General features: G+C 64.2%; 16 protein-coding genes and 1 tRNA gene. 2 read left to right on the forward strand and 15 right to left on the reverse strand.

Annotated elements, in window-relative coordinates; translation table 11 throughout:
* Positions 1-137: 137 nt before the first annotated feature.
* Genes phnY through phnD form a run of 6 tightly spaced genes read right to left on the reverse strand, consistent with a single transcriptional unit; the run spans position 138 to position 6,449 of the window.
* On the reverse strand, positions 138-1,583 hold the full coding sequence (gene phnY, locus AC07OD_RS02595; RefSeq protein WP_494594948.1) for a phosphonoacetaldehyde dehydrogenase: 1,446 nt from the start codon (positions 1,581-1,583) through the stop codon (positions 138-140).
* Entirely contained in the window at positions 1,580-2,689 is a 1,110-nt protein-coding gene (gene psrA / locus AC07OD_RS02600; protein WP_218294281.1) for an iron-containing alcohol dehydrogenase PsrA, read from the reverse strand. The genes phnY and psrA overlap by 4 nt, the downstream gene beginning before the upstream one ends.
* A 10-nt stretch (positions 2,690-2,699) precedes the next feature.
* Positions 2,700-3,941, reverse strand: coding sequence for a phosphonoacetate hydrolase (gene phnA / locus AC07OD_RS02605; protein WP_494594950.1), 1,242 nt, complete (start codon positions 3,939-3,941; stop codon positions 2,700-2,702).
* A complete protein-coding gene (gene phnE, locus AC07OD_RS02610; RefSeq protein ID WP_218294283.1) occupies positions 3,941-4,756 on the reverse strand; it encodes a phosphonate ABC transporter, permease protein PhnE in 816 nt (271 codons plus the stop codon). Before phnE ends, phnA begins: the two co-directional genes overlap by 1 nt.
* Positions 4,753-5,577, reverse strand: coding sequence for a phosphonate ABC transporter ATP-binding protein (gene phnC, locus AC07OD_RS02615; RefSeq protein ID WP_218294284.1), 825 nt, complete (start codon positions 5,575-5,577; stop codon positions 4,753-4,755). Before phnC ends, phnE begins: the two co-directional genes overlap by 4 nt.
* Positions 5,574-6,449 carry a phosphonate ABC transporter substrate-binding protein gene (gene phnD, locus AC07OD_RS02620; protein WP_218294285.1) on the reverse strand — a complete coding sequence of 292 codons (876 nt, stop codon included), beginning with the start codon at positions 6,447-6,449 and terminating at the stop codon, positions 5,574-5,576. Before phnD ends, phnC begins: the two co-directional genes overlap by 4 nt.
* Before the next feature lie 165 nt (positions 6,450-6,614).
* Between phnD and AC07OD_RS02625 the strand changes: the two genes are divergently transcribed.
* Complete coding sequence (locus AC07OD_RS02625; RefSeq protein WP_218294286.1) at positions 6,615-7,478, forward strand: LysR substrate-binding domain-containing protein; 864 nt, start codon at positions 6,615-6,617, stop codon at positions 7,476-7,478.
* 99 nt (positions 7,479-7,577) lie between these two features.
* On the opposite strand, the gene AC07OD_RS02630 is transcribed toward AC07OD_RS02625, so the two are convergent.
* Both AC07OD_RS02630 and AC07OD_RS02635 read right to left on the reverse strand, forming a co-directional pair.
* Positions 7,578-8,732, reverse strand: coding sequence for a GGDEF domain-containing protein (locus tag AC07OD_RS02630; protein ID WP_218294287.1), 1,155 nt, complete (start codon positions 8,730-8,732; stop codon positions 7,578-7,580).
* Positions 8,733-8,977: 245 nt separating this feature from the next.
* Positions 8,978-9,706 (reverse strand): SMI1/KNR4 family protein, encoded by a 729-nt coding sequence (locus tag AC07OD_RS02635; protein ID WP_218294288.1) that lies wholly within the window; start codon positions 9,704-9,706, stop codon positions 8,978-8,980.
* Positions 9,707-9,942: 236 nt separating this feature from the next.
* Between AC07OD_RS02635 and AC07OD_RS02640 the strand changes: the two genes are divergently transcribed.
* On the forward strand, positions 9,943-10,398 hold the full coding sequence (locus tag AC07OD_RS02640) for a hypothetical protein (RefSeq protein WP_494594954.1): 456 nt from the start codon (positions 9,943-9,945) through the stop codon (positions 10,396-10,398).
* Positions 10,399-10,423: 25 nt separating this feature from the next.
* Here AC07OD_RS02640 and AC07OD_RS02645 read toward each other — a convergent pair whose 3' ends face one another.
* From AC07OD_RS02645 to AC07OD_RS02675, 7 genes are all read right to left on the reverse strand, one after another.
* Complete coding sequence (locus AC07OD_RS02645) at positions 10,424-10,996, reverse strand: hypothetical protein (protein WP_494594956.1); 573 nt, start codon at positions 10,994-10,996, stop codon at positions 10,424-10,426.
* Between the two features lie 80 nt (positions 10,997-11,076).
* Positions 11,077-11,754, reverse strand: coding sequence for a hypothetical protein (locus tag AC07OD_RS02650; RefSeq protein WP_492806444.1), 678 nt, complete (start codon positions 11,752-11,754; stop codon positions 11,077-11,079).
* Positions 11,751-12,224, reverse strand: a complete 474-nt coding sequence (locus AC07OD_RS02655; protein WP_494594958.1) for a hypothetical protein — start codon at positions 12,222-12,224, stop codon at positions 11,751-11,753. The genes AC07OD_RS02650 and AC07OD_RS02655 overlap by 4 nt, the downstream gene beginning before the upstream one ends.
* Positions 12,221-13,213 carry an SMI1/KNR4 family protein gene (locus AC07OD_RS02660; RefSeq protein WP_494594960.1) on the reverse strand — a complete coding sequence of 331 codons (993 nt, stop codon included), beginning with the start codon at positions 13,211-13,213 and terminating at the stop codon, positions 12,221-12,223. Before AC07OD_RS02660 ends, AC07OD_RS02655 begins: the two co-directional genes overlap by 4 nt.
* Before the next feature lie 84 nt (positions 13,214-13,297).
* Positions 13,298-14,083 carry a hypothetical protein gene (locus tag AC07OD_RS02665; protein WP_494594961.1) on the reverse strand — a complete coding sequence of 262 codons (786 nt, stop codon included), beginning with the start codon at positions 14,081-14,083 and terminating at the stop codon, positions 13,298-13,300.
* 300 nt (positions 14,084-14,383) lie between these two features.
* Positions 14,384-14,473: transfer RNA gene (locus tag AC07OD_RS02670), tRNA-Ser, on the reverse strand.
* A 67-nt stretch (positions 14,474-14,540) separates the two neighbouring features.
* Positions 14,541-15,761: a GGDEF domain-containing protein gene (locus tag AC07OD_RS02675; RefSeq protein ID WP_494594963.1), complete on the reverse strand. Its 1,221-nt coding sequence runs from the start codon at positions 15,759-15,761 to the stop codon at positions 14,541-14,543.
* Positions 15,762-15,850: the final 89 nt, after the last annotated feature.

Consider the following 15,850-nt stretch of genomic DNA (forward strand, 5'->3'; position numbering starts at 1 on the left):
CTATCACGTGGCTAGCCTGCACGGTGTAGGACAAGACTTCTATGAAGCAGTGCGCGACATACCCGGCCTTCTGAACGGCATCCACTGAAGAAGCGGGCCTGTCGGGTGCTTTCCACTGTCGGGTGCTTTCCAATCCGCTACCAAGGCAGGGTAAACGTCTTGCAGTTGGTGAACGATTTGATCGCCTCCTGCACCCCTTCCTTGTAGCCCAGGCCCGAGTCCTTGATGCCGCCAAACGGCGTCAGCTCGATGCGGTAGCCCGGCACCTCCCAGAGGTTGACGGTGCCCACCTGCAGCTCCTTGGCAAAGCGGGTCACGTCGTCCATGCGGTTGGTGCAGATGCCCGAGGACAGGCCGAACGCCGTGCCGTTGGAGATGCGGATTGCCTCGTCGATGTCCTTGAAGGTGATGATGGGCGACACGGGGCCGAAGGTCTCCTCGCGCACCACGGTCATCTCGGGGCGCACGCGGTCGAGCACCGTGGGGGAATACAGCGCGCCCTCGCGCACATTGCCCGCCAGCAAGCGCGCGCCCCGGGCGATGGCCTCGTTCACCACCTTCTCGAAATGCAGGGCCGCCGCCTCGTCGATCACCGTGCCCATCTCGTTGGCCTTGTCCATGGGGTCGCCATGGCGCCAGGCCAGGGTCTTGGCCACCACGCGCTCGGTGAACTCGGCCGCCACCTTCTCATGCACCAGCATGCGCTTGACCGCCGTGCAGCGCTGGCCCGAGTTCTTGTACGAGCCCTGCACCGCCAGGTCGCTGGCCTTGTCCAGGTCGGCATCGTCCATCACGATCAACGGGTCGTTGCCGCCCAGCTCCAGCACCATGCGCCGGTAGCCGGCCTTCGACGCAATGTACTTGCCGATGGCCACCCCACCGGTGAAGGTGACGAGATCCACATGGCGGTGGGTCAGCAGCTCATCGGCGATCTCGCGCGGATCGCCGGTCACCACCTGCAGCATCTCCACGGGCAGACCGGCCTCGTACAGCAGGTCCGCAAAATAGTAGGCCGACAGGGGCACCTTCTCCGAGGGCTTGAGCACCATGCGGTTGTTGGTGGCCACGGCTGGCACCACCTTGTGCGCCACCTGGTTCATGGGGTGGTTGAAGGGCGTGATGGCCGTGATGACGCCCAGCAGCGGCTCGCGCGTGGTGATCACCTTGCGCTTCTTGCCGTGCGGCGTGAGGTCGCACGAGAACACCTGCCCATCGTCGCGCAGGGCTTCGTTGGCGCCGAAGTTGAGCACGTCGGCCACGCGCCCGATCTCGTAGGTGCTGTCCTTCTTGCACAGGCCCGACTCCGCGGTGATGATGTTCGACGCCTCGTCGGTGCGCTCGCGCAGCAGCGCCGCCGCACGGTTCAGGATGGCCGAACGCTCGTAGCGCGACAGCGTGGGCACATAGGCATGGGCGATGTCCATCGCCCGGCGCACGTCCTCCACGCTGGCCATGCCCACCGTGCCCACGCGATCGCCGCTGTAGGGGTTGACGACGTCGATGCTGCGCTCCGTGCGCACCCTGGCGCCGCCGATGCGCAGGGCCTCCGCGCGGAAGTCCACGCTTTCCATGATGCAACTCATGCTGCCTCCTTGATTGCTGCCGTGTTGGCTCCGATGAAATTCTTGCCGCGTGCGCCGGTCAGCGCATGGGCCACCATCTGCTGCGCCTGGGCGTCGCTCACGCCGTAGTCGGCAAAGCGCGTCTTCACGCCCAGTTCCTCGATGAAGCGGGCCAGCAGGGCCGGCGCGCCGGCCAGGTTTCCCAGCGCGCTTTCCAGCACGGCGTCGCGTTCCGGGTTCTGGCCAATGGCGCGCTCCAGCACCATGGGCAGCGGAAAGCTGCAGGCAATGCCGTGCGGCAGCCCGTAGCGCAGCGTCATCTCGTAGGAGATCGAGTGCGCCAGCGCCGTGCGCGTGTTCGAGAAGGCCATGCCGGCCTTCAGGGCCGCCAGGGCCATGCGGCCGCGCAGCGTCGCGTCGTCCAGGTGTTCCATCAGCTGCGGCAGAGCCTCCAGGATCTCATGCACCGCCGCCACCGCGAAGGTGTCGGACACGGGGTTGGCATTCACGTTCCAGATCGACTCCAGTGCGTGCGACAGCGCGTCCAGCCCGCTTTGCAGCGTGACCGAGGCGGGTAGCGACAGCATGAGCTCGGGGTCGATCAGCGCGATGCTGGGCCAGGTCTCGGGCAGGTGCAGCGAGTACTTCTTCTGCGCGCCGCGGTCCCATACCGTGGCCCAGGGCGTCACTTCGCTGCCGGTACCGGCCGTCGTCGGCACGGCGATGAGCGTCTTGGTCCGCGCTGGCGTGAAGGCCTTGCCGGATGCCAGCAGCGCCACCAGTTCAGAGAAGCGCCCGCTGGGCGTGGCCACCATCAGCGCCTTGGCGGTATCGATGGCACTGCCACCGCCCACCGCAATGATCACCTCGGCACTGGCGGCCTCGCCGGACCAGAAGGCGTCGTAGACCGCCGCAAGCTCCGCGACGTCCGGGTTGGGCCGCACATCGTCGATCACGCCGGCCAGCTGCTCGCCCAGCAGGCCCTCGATGCGGGCCACCAGGCCCAGCTGGCGGGCCTCCGGAAAGGTGACCAGCAGTGCCCGTCGGCCGTCCAGCAGCTTTGGCAGGGACAACAGTTCCCCTGCCCCGTAGACGCTGCGTACGGGATTCAAGTATTCATGTGGCATGGAAAGACCTTTAGGCGGGGGGAAGAGCGTGGTTCAACGCGAGGTCGAACACGTCGAAATTGCGCAACCGCCGGCCGGGGGCGACGCCCTTCAGGGGCCGGTTGAACAGCAGCGGCACCTTCTGCTCCGAGATGCCGCCGTGCGAGCGCAGGGGCACGGTCAGCCCGCTCAGGTCGTGCCGCGCCGCACTGGTGCCCAGCACCGTGAGGTGGTCCGACACCACCACCAGGTCGCCTATGCGGTCGCCCGCCAGCTCGAAGCGGGCCACCGCCTCCTCGCGCGTCAGCACCACCTCCACGCCCGGCAGGGACTGCAGCGCGCTGCGCACGCCCTCCAGCGTGGCCCCGGCATTCACGTAGATGGTCGCGAACGAGCCCAGGGCGCCGTGGTGCACCACATAGGGATCGGTGATGGGCAGGATCACCCGCGTGCTGCCCGCGCCGAGCTGTGCATCCAGCTCCTGCTGCAGGTAGACCACGCGCGGGTTGCCCGCGGCGTCGGTCTTGGGGCTCATGCCATGGTCGGCGGTGAGGCCGATGACCGCGCCCAGCGCATCGAGCTGGGCGAGGTAGCCGTCCATCATCGCGTAAAAGGCGTTGGCCTCCGGCGTGCCCGGGGCGCACTTGTGCTGCACGTAGTCGGTGGTCGACAGGTACATCAGGTCCGGCCGGCGGGTCTCCATCAGGCGCACGCCGGCCGCAAAGACGAACTCGCTGAGGTCAGCGCTGTACACCGAGGGCACGGGCTTGCCCACCAGCTCCAGCACATTCTCGATGCCGCACTCGGCCAGCGTGGCCTTGTCGGCCTTCTCGGCTGAAAAGCAGATGCCCTTGAGGCCGTGGCCGAGCATGGTGCGCAGCTTGTCCTTGGCCGTCACGGCCGCCACCAGCGCACCGGCATCGGCAAAGGCGGCCAGGAGCGTCGGGGCACGCAGGTACTCGGGGTCGTTCATCATGACCTCGCGGTCGGCGGCCACGTCGTAGAAGTAGTTGCCGCAGATGCCGTGCACCGAAGGCGGCACGCCGGTCACGATGGACACATTGTTCGGGTTGGTGAAGCTGGGGACCACGCAGTCCCCGATCAGCGAACTGCCCCGCGCCAGCATGCGCTTGAGGTACGGCGCCGCGCCAGCCTGTATGGCCTGCGTCACGTAGTCGGGCTCGCAGCCATCCACGCAGACCACCACCACCGGGGCTTGGGGTCGGGCATACTGCCGGCCGTTGGCCTGCACGGTGTCAACAACGGTATTCATCAACGGGCTCCTTTTTGAATCCAGGCACGCAGCCGGGTCGAGATGGTGTCGGCCACCATCACCATGGCGATGATCACGGCGATGCAGGTGGCGGTGTCCTGGTACTGGAACAGCTTCATGCTGCCCACCAGTTCGAATCCGATGCCGCCCGCGCCCACCATGCCCAGCACGGTGGCCTGGCGCAGGTTGGTCTCGAAGCGGTAGAGGACCACGGCGATCCATGCGGTCACCACCTGGGGCAGCACGGCAAAGATGATGGTCTGTATGGGCCCGGCCCCCGTGGAGCGCAGTGCCTCGATGGGCCCCTGGTCTATCTCCTCGATCGACTCGGCGAAGAACTTGCCCAGCATGCCCGCACCATGCACCGCCAGGGCCAGCACGCCCGGAAACGGCCCCAGCCCCACGGCGGCCACGAACACCAGCGCCAGGATGATCTCGTTGACTCCGCGCGTCACGTTGAACAGCTGGCGGGTGAACTGGTAGACCACCATGTTGGGCGTGAGGTTGCGCGCGGCGAAGAAGCACACGGGGATCGCCAGGAGCACGGCGAGCAGCGTGCCCCACACGGCGATCTGGATGGTCTCGATCGCCGGGACTATCAGCTTGTCCAGAAACGCCCAGTTGGGCGGCAGCATGCGCCCCAGGAAATCGCCGATCCACGGCAGGCCCTTGGCCAGTTCGCCAAAACTGACCTGCGCGCCGCGCGCGGCCCACCACAGCACGCCGACGAACAGCGCACCGATGCCGATGCGCGGCCACCACCCCAGCCCGCCGCTGGGCCGGGCCACCAGAAAAGTGTAGGAACCGATGTTCATGTGCTTGCCTCCTCAAGTTTCAACTGGCGCAGCGCGGGCGCTGCTGCGGCTGCCACGGCAGGGGCGCTGCGGCTGCGGGCGTCGTTTTCGTCCAGTCCGGGGTAGATGCGCTTGAGCACCTCGTCCGTCAGGCCCTCGGGCCCGCCGTCATAGACGATGCGCCCGCCCGACACGCCCACGATGCGTTCGCCGAACTCGCGTGCATAGTCGATCTGGTGCAGGTTGCAGACCACGGTGATGCCCAGTTCGCGGCTGGCCTGCTTGAGATAGTTGAGCACCGTGCGCGAGGTCTTGGGGTCCAGGCTGGCGACCGGCTCATCGGCCAGGATCACCTTGGGCTGCTGGGCCAGCGCACGCGCAATGCCCACACGCTGCTTTTGCCCGCCCGAGAGCGTGTCGGTGCGCAGCCCGGCCTTGTCCTGCAGTTCCACGCGGCGCAGGCATTCGAGCGCAATCGCCACGTCCTTGCGCGGAAAGATCTGCAGCCACGACAGCACCGCAGGCACCGCCCCCATGCGGCCCGTCAGCACGTTCTTCTGCACCGACAGGCGGGGCACCACGTTGTAGTGCTGGAAGATCATCGCCACCTGGCGGCGCAGGCCGCGCAAGCTTGCGCCGCCGGACTGGGCCAGTTGCCCGTCGATGTGGATCTCGCCGCTCGTGGGCTCGGCCAGGCGGTTGATGCAGCGCAGCAGCGTCGATTTGCCGGCACCCGAAGGGCCCAGCACGACCAGGAACTCGCCCGGTGCCACGTCGAGGTCGATGCCCGTGAGCGCGTCGAAGTCGCCGTAGCGCTTGTTCAGACCACGGATCCTGATCATTTCATGGCCCTCAGGTCGAGGTTCAGGATCTTGGCCGTCTCGCGGATGATGTCGTAGGCCTTGTCGTTCGTGGGATGAAAGCCGTTGAGCATGCCCTGGTCCGACCAGGGGATGTCCTTCACGTCCAGGAAGGCGGCCTGCACGCGCCTCTTGAGGTCCGCATCCAGGTCCTTGCGCCAGACGGTGGGCGACTCGGGGATCGGGTCCGACTTCCACACCACCACCAGGTCCTCGCGCTTGGCCAGGCCCTTGGCGATGGCGGCATCGAGGATGCGGTCGGCAATCGCCACGGCCTCGATCTTCTTGTTCTGCACCGCCACGGCATTCGAGTCGTGCGAGCCGGAGAAGATCACGCGGCCGAAATCCTTGTCGGTGTTGAAGCCTTCCTTCATCAGCCCGGCCTTGGGGAACAGGTGGCCCGAGGTGGACGTCGGGTCCACGAAGGCGAAGGTCTTGCCCTTGAGGTCGGCCACGGTCTTGATGCCGCTGTCCTTGTGGGCCACGATGAGGGAGTGGTAGAAGGCCCGGCCGGCCTTCTTGGTCTCGGCCACGGCAAAGGCCTCGATGGGCGCCACGGTGGTGCCCATCACGTACGAGAAGGGGCCGAGGTAGGCAACATCCAGCCGCTTGGAACGCAGGGCCTCGATCACGCCGTTGTAGTCCGCCGCCACGAAGGGCTTGACCGGCATGCCCAGCGACTTGGACAGCATGTCCATCATGGCCTGGCTGTTGGCGATCATGGCCCGCGAATCCTCGGAAGGGATCAGGCCTACCGTGAGGACGTTGGCAGCCCTGGCAGGGTTGAGGCCGGCAAGCGGCGGGGTTAGCAGCACGGATGCGCTGGCCAACAGAGATCGGCGCGTGAGTTTCATCGATGTCTCCTGTCTGGTGGGTTTGAACCTCTTTTTGCACTGCCTACCAAGCACAGTGCATGGGGCAACTGTCGGTGGTGCGGGACTATCTTGCAAATTCAAGTTTTTTTACCGATCCATTCATTTAATCTATAGTTGGCCCGGGATAACACGGAGGCGACTGTCATGCGGTTGACGCAATTGAGGTCTTTTCATGCGGTGGCGACCGAAGGGAGCTTTACCCGCGCAGCGCAGGCCTTGCACGTGAGTCAGCCCACCGTGACCACGCAGGTTCAGCAACTCGAGGAGCTGTACAAAGTTGAACTTTTTCACCGAACGGGGCGCCGCATTCGCCCGACAGAAATCGGAGAGCGATTGCTCCAGCTTTCGCGCCAGATGTTCGACCTTGAGCAAGAAGCCGTGCAAATTCTTCGAGACGCAGGCGAACTGCGTTCGGGGCATTTGCGTGTTGCGGCCGTGGGCCCTTCACACGTGACGAAGATGCTGGCGGCGTTTAACCAGAGATACCCGGAGATCCAGATTTCGGTAGGAACCGGCAACTCGGAAGATGTGTTGAGCCGGCTGCTGGACTACCGGGCGGACGTCGGTGTTCTGGCGCAGGTGCTCAAAGACAAGCGTTTCGTGTCGGTTCCGTACAGCGAACACCCCATCGTGATTTTCTGCAATGCAGACCATCGGTTCGCCCGCCGCCGCAGCATCCGCACCGCAGAGCTGCAAGGCGAAAAATTGATATTGCGCGAGCAAGGGTCCACCACGCGCAAGGCCATAGAACTGGCGCTCAAGGCTGCGGATGTGCAGCCGACAGTCGTCATGGAGGTTGCCAGCCGGGAGATCATCCGGGAGGCCGTGCTCCAAGGACTGGGCGTCGCGGCGGTCTCGGAGGTGGAGTACGTGCCCGGTTCAGGTTTGCACGCGGTGCGAATCAGCGATGCGCAAATCAGGACCTATGCACACGTCGTGTGCCTGGCCGAGCGCAGGGACACGCGTCTCATCCGGGCGTTCTTCAACATCATCGGACGTGACTCTTAGTCTCTTGGTCGCGCAGCTGCGTACGGATGGAGGGACAGGCTGCGTGTCGCTCGCCAGCGAGGCTGACATGGAGCGATTCCTGGGCCGGGTGCCTGGCTACTAGCAGGCGGGGGCCTTGCGCAGCTTCTTGTCCTCGTACATCCTCATGTCGGCATTGCGCAGGATGTCCCTGGAGCTCTCACCGTCCTGGGGCCAGACGGCGCCTCCGATACTGACCTTGATTTCGATGGGCTGGCTGTGGCCCAGCAGGGCGAAGCCGTTGAGGTGCGGCTTCAGCCTGTCGACGATGAAATGCAGGTTCTTTGCATTCTCAGCATCGCGAATGATCATCACGAATTCATCGCCTCCAAGCCTGGCCACAAAATCCGTGTTCCTCGCGTGCTTCTTCAAGCGCTGCGCGAATTCCACCAGCACCTGGTCTCCCACGGAGTGTCCATGGCGATCATTGATCTGCTTGAACTCATCGAGATCAATCAAGGCCAATGCGAACCTGTGGGTCTCGCGTTTCGCACGCTCGATGGACTCATTCAGGATGACGTCAAAGGACCTGCGATTGGGCAGGCTTGTCAGTGGATCGGTATTGGCGATGCTGTCCACTTTCTTGTGGGCGCTTTCCTCGCACACGAGAATGATGCAGCAGTTCCAGGCAATCGTGAACGAGATCAGGACCAGGTATAGATACGCGTGATACGGACTCTGGATGACCGCCGCGCGGTCTTCCGCGAAGAAAATGAAACTCCAGCGCAAGCAGAATGCGATGGAGAGCGATGTGAGATACAGCGCGGAGAGATTCTGTGCGGAGAAGCGCACCGGCCAGTTCCAGTGAGCGATGTGGTAGGCCATGCCCAGGGTAAAGGCCACGACCACAGCGTCAAGAATGAGGTACCTGGCGGCATCCTTGCCGTAGACAGCTGCCATGGTGACGATCATCACCACGGCAAACCACGGCATTGCCAGGAAGGTGATCCTGGCCAGTTTCGTTTTGCCGCGAAAATGCAAGGTGCCATGGAGCATGAAGGCCAGCGCCATGATGCCGAAGAAGTCATTGATGAAGCGTGCCGCAGGCGCCTTCAGTTCCACGAATATCGGGATCGAGAAGCCGATCATTGTGGATACCGACCCAGCAATCCACCAGTTGACGCCTTTGACGTCCTTGTTGCCTTTCCAGATCAAGGCAACAATAGGAGCGAGCGTCAACTCGGCGACTGCCAGGACGACACGCAAGGTGTCTCTGTCCAGCAGGTCAAGATTCATGATGCCCTCTAGTGACTTACCGCTCGTTTGTAACTTTATGTTCGCTGTTATATCCCTTCCCATCCGTGGGCGCCCTAGGGATAGTGCTGGGTAGCGAAGGGGTGCCCGCCGCGTCTCATGCTGGGTGCATTGAGACAGGACGCAGGGCCGTTGGCTTGCCGCGCCCTTGCCGCCGCGCTCCTGCCCCGTTCTGACGAAGTCGATGAGCTCTTGGATGCGAAAGAACGCGTCTTGCGGGAAGGCCTTCAGGCACGGGGTCCATGGGGTCGAAATTCCACCGTGGCTCCCAGCGCCTGCAAGTGGTCTTGGGAGCGGCGCAGGTGCACAAGATAGCCCTCCGCAACGGCAATTTCGGGTTGCATCGCCAGGGCCAGCGCTTCTTGTGGCGACAAGCCAAACGTCTGCTTGAGGAATTGCACGACCTTCATTTTCTGCGGACCGATGCCGCAGATGACCAGGGTGCCGTGCTGCCAGGCCGTGGTATCGGGCGGGAACGCAGGTTCCTTTGCCGTGTCCGCGCGGTTCTGGCGGTTCTCGAGCACCTCCCGCCAGAGCCGGGTTCCCAGGCTGGCCTCGGCTTCGACCACGTGCTGTGCAGCCGTGGCGTCGTCTTCCAGCCCGCGCAGCACCGCCAGCATGTCACCCAATTGCTGCAGACTGGGTGCGGCCTGCTCCGCCTCCCACCGCCCCGCTCCATGCGGCGCATAGTAGACGGGAAAGCCTTTCGCCTCCTGGTTGAGATCGATGAAGAACGGATCGCCGAACCCATTGAGAGCGACCACGTACCAGCCCGGCTGCCATTCGCCCGGTGCGGTGCCGACCAGGCTTTCGCCGGTGATGCCGTGGTGGCGAAAGCCGCTTTGCCAACCCTCCCATTGCCCGGGCTGGGGGTAGTGGAAAGGCAAGGCCATGTCGCCCGCGACGATGGCGGCTTCGATGAACTGGCGTGCCGCGTCCGGCAAGATGGATGTCATGGCTGCCTCCTGGACGGCGTGCGGGGCCTTTGTGCTGCCGCCAGCGCGGCCTGTGTCTGTGACAGCGCGAGCAGACCGGAATGCTCATGCTGCCCTTGCATGGGTCCGGTGATTGCGGGTGCCGGACTCCTGGCGATGGACTTGAGGTGGTAGCAGGTCATGGTCAGCGTGCAGCCAGGCTGCATGTCGTCATGCAGAATAATGTACCGATCTACTTCTTGCGCTCTGCGAACGCCATGACGGTTGCCTTTGCATTGCATCACCCGGAGGGCCTGCACATCGCGTGCGGGCTGCAAGAGGCAGTCCTGGTGGACCGTCATGCGGCACTGATCGTGGTGCCGCGCGTACCCCGGGCGGTGCAGGGTTCGGACTGGACCTGGCATCGTCTCAAGGCCTGGAGTGACGGCGGTTTCATGGTGGGCATCGAGCTGGCGTTCTTCCAAGGTTCCTTGTCCGAATGCTGGCTCTTCCACGATGACGACAGCCGCTATGGCAGGGATTGGAGCGATTGGTCCGAACGCAAGGAGCACCGGCGCGCCAAGGCGTTGCGCGACTGGCTGGGCGCGCGGGGCTGGGCTCCAGGGCACCATGCCTGGGGCGAGGTTTGGGTGGGGTACGACCCGCGCACCGGCTTTGGGGGTGGCGGGGTGCGCTACGGCAGCGCAGATTCGCCCGCGGCCAGGCGGGTGTGAAACCCCGATGTCACCGCGCCCGGCCTCAACGGCGTTCTGGCGCCCCGTGAAGAGGGCCCGGTTGGGCTCTGAGTTGCTGCTTGTTGCGGGCACGCGGCCGGTTTTCGCCCATGTCCCATTCCTGTACGTGGCCGCTAGGGCGGTGCAGCCCGAAATACCCTATCAGGCTGCTGCCCGTCCAGGTGCCGGCGTACCCCTGCGGTGCGGGTGAGAGGCTGTGCACACCGACCACGGTGTAGTGCGCCGATCGCTCATGGAGCGTACAGCGCAGTTTGCCGGCCTGGCCAGGGTAGAGGGATGCCGCCACGGCGAGAATGCGGGCGCACTCGCGCTGGGGTACCTCCGGTACCTTGTCCGCCGCCGCAGCGAGAGCTGATGCAAGCGCGCAAGCCAGCGCCAGCAGGGCGTGAAGGCCCAAATCGATGGCCCGGTCTTGCGCGCCCAACTGGCTGGAATGTCCGAACATGGCGTTTTGCCCTCTCCCATGAGGAGGGGCCAGAGAAGGTTTTTGGAGGCCGGTGAAGGCCGGTGTCATGCACTCCACATGCCCGATGCGCGAGCCGGGACGGAACCATACGATGGGATTGTCGTTTGCCATGGTGCGTGGGGTGTCGCGGAAGGGCAGTGCGTCTGCGTCCGAAGCGCTGGATGCTGGCGAGGTGGAGCAGAAAGAAGAGGCTACGGAAGGTCCTGTGCGCGGGTGCCCAACTTGAGGCTGGCGCAGAACACCGAGAACTCGCCTTTCTCATCAATGGGTGGGTTTTGCAATTGGACGAAGAGGTCGGGTGCGAACTGCACCAGCGTGACATCGGCGCCGCCCGAGCCCGCATAGATGCCCGTGTAATTTTTGACCCGCTGACGCGACCAGCCCATGCGCACGGTGGTTTCGCCCTTCCATGCGGGTTTGCCGCAGAAGGTGGTGGCTTCAGCAGGCTGTGCGCCGGCCTGGGCATTCGACACCATCCATCGGCCGTCTTCCTCGCGCATGAATGCATCCAGGAGCGGACTGCCACCAGGCCATATGCGCACCACCTGCACACTCGGTCCCGGGGTACCGATGTTGATCACCCAATCGCACACGTTGTAGGGCGGCTGGCCGCCGTCTTCCTTGTCCTTGCATTCGCCCTGCTGCACAGGATCGGGCCGGGCCTTGACGATATTGATTGCGCACAAGCGCCCGTGGGGAGCGAGTTCCATCCGCTTGGGGCGGGTAGTCTTGTAGCCCACGGGTAGATCAAACTCGAGACCACAGGCGGCGACGGGGATCGTGGTGGGTTGGCCGGCTTGGGCGCAAGGGAGCATGCCCAGGGTGGCAAGCAACGCAAAGGCAGGTACTGTTCGCAAGGAAGGCTTCATCGGGGACTCTCTTTTGCATCGGAGGGCGCTGGCGGCGGCTGCATGAGCGGCGACCCCTCATGCTGTGCGCGGATGCTTTCCACGTAGGCCGGGCCAAACGCCCGGGCGCAGTCTGCTATTGGGTCGCATGCGATGCCTTGCAGTCGAAAGCCGTCGGGATAGCGTCGTTCAATAGCACAGAGCAGTGCGTTCGCGTTCCAGCGCGCGGGCTCACCGTCCAGGGGGGCGCGGGCCTGCGGGTCGCCCAGCAATTCATGGAACTGCCAGTAGATGAAGAGGGCCGTGCCTGCGCTGCATTCAGGATGACCCACCACGCAACACAGAGGCTCGAAACCGTCGTTCGCGTTGTAGCTGCGACTGAAGCGGTCGAGCTGGTCGCTGGTGGTGAAGTGGGTGACGAGGGTGCACATCTCGTCATACCCGCATTCCAGGGCTTGCGCCACGCGATCGACAGTGTGTGTAGGGGTCATGCTCCTCCCTCGTTCCCGTTGCGCAGGCTCTGCAGCACCCTGGCGCTGAAATCCGGGCTCAAACGCCATTGGTTGTCGGCTTGCAGCAAATCACCTGCCATGGCGCGCGCCTGGAACCAGTCTTCCACGAACCCGGGTGCCCAGGCGCCGGTGCCGAAGTGTGCGCTGCCCACCATCGCGATGACTCCTGGGTAGGACTGCATAAAGCCTTCCTTCGACCGCACCGGCCGGCTGTGGCTCAGCAGCAGGAACTGGGTGGCGTACATCAGGTGCGAATTCGCGTCCGCATGCAGCGTGAAATAGCCCCCGTCTTCCACGATGGTCTCGGCCAGGCGGCGAATATTTGCGGGCATCTCCGGATCGGGCCACTGATCGCAGAGTTTCTGCAGCCGCGTGTTGAAAGGCGCGCTGCGCACATGTGCAAGGGCATCGTGCTTCACGTCCTCAGGATCGTCTTCGTACTCGGATGCATGCACGAGACCCCGCACGAAGGTTTCGAAATCCGCCGCGAGCGGGGTGATGCGGTAGTCCGCCTCCTGGTTGATGTGCACCACGCAGGGTTCGCCAGAAGGGCCACAGGCGCGATAGTCCAGCGCGATCATGTCGTGGCCGGCCGAGGGGCAGTCGCCGAAGTACACGCCGATGTCCGGGTAGTCCCATTCCTCGATCTTGAAACGGCTGCCGAGGCTGCCGCACAGGCTCCACTGCTTGCCGAATCCGATGCCCTTGAAGGCGCTGATAGCCACATGGTCCTCGGCCCAGGAGGTGGGCTGGTCGGTGGGGAAACGGCCGTGAGCGGGAATGCCGCCGTTCTGCGTCTGCATCAGTGCGATGTAGCTGGCCGGGAGTTTGTAGCCCAGTTCAGCCTCGACCGCCACAATGGTTTCCGGCGAGGGCGCGGGCTCGATGTACTCCCTGCGCGCGTAGTCACTGTCTACCCAGAACCCGACAAGGTCGAAACCGGCAAAAAGCGGTTTACCTGCGTTCATGCGTTCGTTCTCCCCTCGCTGGCTCGTTCATGGATTTGCACGTGGAATTTCCTCGCTGGCAATCAGGATCCGCCAGGCCCGGCCTTACTGCCACTCCACCACATAGTCGTCTTTCAGCCGCCGCCCGGTGTTCATTTCGGGTTCGGGCAGATAGCTGCCAGCATCTCGCTCCTGGCCCTGGAAGCGCACCTGGCGCTGCGCGCGCAGCACCTGCCGGCCGTCCGCGCCAGAGGCGGCCTGGCCCCACACCGCCGATTCGGCCGCGTTGTTGGCCGTCATGTTGGTGTGCAGCAGCACCCGGCCGTCGCGCTCCACCAGGATCAGCAGCCAGCCGCTGCCGTAGATGGCGGTAAGCGGTGCATCGGCATGCACCAGGCGCGCCACGCCGTTGCGGCCGGTGCCGGTGCGCGTCTTCATCAGGTTCAGGAATGCGCTGCTGGTGATCTGCGCGCGCTCGAAGTCGCGCCGCAAGGCGGCAGCATGGCGCTGGGCTAGGCAATCTGACAGGGACTCCACCTCCTGCTGCGTAAACGCCGAGGGCGGCAGGTACAGGGTGTCGCCGCGGTCGTGGCCGCTGCGCTTGCTGGTGCCGCTCGTATCCAGGTTCAGGCCCAGGTTGTAGATGCGCGGGCTTGCCTGGCGCAGCCAGGGATCGAGGTTCTTGTAGTAGGCCTCGTAGTGGATGGCGGCCAGCACGACACCCCGGTAGCGGTAGCGCAGCTCTGCGCGCGAGCCGCCGGCCTCGTTCTCGCCCCAGGGCCGGGCGTCGACGATGAAATCGCCGCCGGGACAAGCCAGGTGCGTGACGGGCTGGAAGGATTGAGCCATGGCATGCGCTCCCGTGAGGACGAGGCCGGAAAAGACTGTCATGAGGCGTTTCAATGCCAACACCATAACCCCTTGCGCTCTTCTCGCATCTGGCATGCCGGGCCTGCACAATGGCGCCTCCAACACTGGCGAGATCAGCGGGATCATCGTTGATGCAGGGCAACGGACAGCCCCGTGGAGCCTGTTCGGCCTCCAGGAGCGAGGGGCACTATGCCTCAACGGGGTGGCGTTGAACCCGTCAGGGCAAAAAAAAGCCCCATCTGTGAAGAAGGGGCTTTGGATGTGCGGGACTTCATGGGACGGATTGATCAATCTGTCCAGGTCCTTGATTTTTTAGCTTACTGGCGGAGAGGGCGGGATTCGAACCCGCGGTGGGGATTAGCCCACACACGCTTTCCAGGCGTGCGACTTAAACCGCTCATCCACCTCTCCGAGAGCCCTCTATTGTAGCAGTGATTTTGGGTGTTTTCTGTGGTCGACTTGATTTTACTGGTGGCTCTTAGTGGGCTGGCGACGCTGCGAGTGGTTCTGTTTTCATGGAGGGGCTTGCTTGTACGGCATCATCGTTCCTCTCGATGCGGTTGCGTCCAGCATTCTTGCCACGGTACAGCGCTGCATCGGCTTGCTGCATGGCTCGTTCAAGTTCCTGTGGGTCGGCGAAACCTGGCGAGATGCCGATGGTCACTGTGCAGCGGATGGGGCCGCCTGGTGCAGCGGCGGTCATCACTTCGGTGTTTTCGATGGCGGCGCGCGTGCGTTCCGCCAGGCGCATGGCGCCCTCTGCATCGGTGTTCAGGCAGATGACAACGAACTCTTCTCCACCCAGGCGGCAAGCGAGGTCTCCCTGGCGGGCAGTCTCTCTCAGCACATCGGCCACATGGCACAGAACGGTATCGCCGACCTGATGGCCGTAGCTGTCGTTGATGTGTTTGAAATGATCGATGTCCACGATCAGCAGGTGCGCAGGACCTGCAGTGCGTGAGCGGAAATGCGCCTGCAACCCTTCGAGCAGGCCGCGCCGGTTCAGCAGCCGTGTCAGTGGGTCGTGGGCCGCCATGGCGCGCAGTTCATCGGTGAGCCGGCGCAACACCAGCCAGACAATGGACGGTGCCAGCACGGTCGCCAGAAAGGACATGTACAGATAGAACACGGTCTGGAAACGGCTGTCCATGTCCAGTGCCTCCAGTCCGTTCTGGAGAACGGTCACGAACTTCACCGCATTCAGGGCGAATATGCCGCCGATCAGGGCGGCGAACAGCACCATCTCCACGCGCAGATCCCTGGCAAACGTGCGTGCGCCATGGATCACGGTGGCCGTCATGGCCGCAAAGAGCAGGGCAGACGCGCCCGCCAGCATGGCATAACGGGCCGCTGTTCCCAGCGTCCACTGCGCCACCACCTGCGCCGCGGTGTAGGCCAGTGCCAGTGTGATGAGAGGGCGCCAGAGCGGAGCCGGGCGGCCAAAGAACCGCATGGCACCGACTCCGTAGACGGCTGGTGCACACAGGGTGAGCGTGTGGTTGACCACGCTCATCGCGTTCCATCCCGGGGGGCCGCCCGCCAGTTGCAGCACGTAGGCTGAACCCAGCAGGAAGTTTCCGATGGCGAACACTTCCATGCCCATCTTCTTGCCGTGCAGGCGCGTGCTGATCAGCAGGAACATGGCGCCAAAGCACAGCAGATGCACGCATAGCATGCCGACGATGAGGGTGGCGCCCATGGGTTCTTGTACGTGAAGGTGTCTCGGTGGGAAGGCGAAATGGCCGCTCATCCTAGCCGACACCATGTGGGCTGCACCGTGATGCATTT

The organism is Acidovorax sp. GW821-FHT10E03 (assembly GCF_059415205.1).

Bases quoted from the DNA above. Each gene is read 5' to 3' on its own strand.
- phnY (WP_494594948.1), bottom strand. From the start codon at position 1,583: ATGAGTTGCATCATGGAAAGCGTGGACTTCCGCGCGGAGGCCCTGCGC.
- psrA (WP_218294281.1), bottom strand. From the start codon at position 2,689: ATGCCACATGAATACTTGAATCCCGTACGCAGCGTCTACGGGGCAGGG.
- phnA (WP_494594950.1), bottom strand. From the start codon at position 3,941: ATGAATACCGTTGTTGACACCGTGCAGGCCAACGGCCGGCAGTATGCC.
- phnE (WP_218294283.1), bottom strand. From the start codon at position 4,756: ATGAACATCGGTTCCTACACTTTTCTGGTGGCCCGGCCCAGCGGCGGG.
- phnC (WP_218294284.1), bottom strand. From the start codon at position 5,577: ATGATCAGGATCCGTGGTCTGAACAAGCGCTACGGCGACTTCGACGCG.
- phnD (WP_218294285.1), bottom strand. From the start codon at position 6,449: ATGAAACTCACGCGCCGATCTCTGTTGGCCAGCGCATCCGTGCTGCTA.
- AC07OD_RS02625 (WP_218294286.1), top strand. From the start codon at position 6,615: ATGCGGTTGACGCAATTGAGGTCTTTTCATGCGGTGGCGACCGAAGGG.
- AC07OD_RS02630 (WP_218294287.1), bottom strand. From the start codon at position 8,732: ATGAATCTTGACCTGCTGGACAGAGACACCTTGCGTGTCGTCCTGGCA.
- AC07OD_RS02635 (WP_218294288.1), bottom strand. From the start codon at position 9,706: ATGACATCCATCTTGCCGGACGCGGCACGCCAGTTCATCGAAGCCGCC.
- AC07OD_RS02640 (WP_494594954.1), top strand. From the start codon at position 9,943: ATGACGGTTGCCTTTGCATTGCATCACCCGGAGGGCCTGCACATCGCG.
- AC07OD_RS02645 (WP_494594956.1), bottom strand. From the start codon at position 10,996: ATGGCAAACGACAATCCCATCGTATGGTTCCGTCCCGGCTCGCGCATC.
- AC07OD_RS02650 (WP_492806444.1), bottom strand. From the start codon at position 11,754: ATGAAGCCTTCCTTGCGAACAGTACCTGCCTTTGCGTTGCTTGCCACC.
- AC07OD_RS02655 (WP_494594958.1), bottom strand. From the start codon at position 12,224: ATGACCCCTACACACACTGTCGATCGCGTGGCGCAAGCCCTGGAATGC.
- AC07OD_RS02660 (WP_494594960.1), bottom strand. From the start codon at position 13,213: ATGAACGCAGGTAAACCGCTTTTTGCCGGTTTCGACCTTGTCGGGTTC.
- AC07OD_RS02665 (WP_494594961.1), bottom strand. From the start codon at position 14,083: ATGACAGTCTTTTCCGGCCTCGTCCTCACGGGAGCGCATGCCATGGCT.
- AC07OD_RS02675 (WP_494594963.1), bottom strand. From the start codon at position 15,761: ATGGGCGCCACCCTCATCGTCGGCATGCTATGCGTGCATCTGCTGTGC.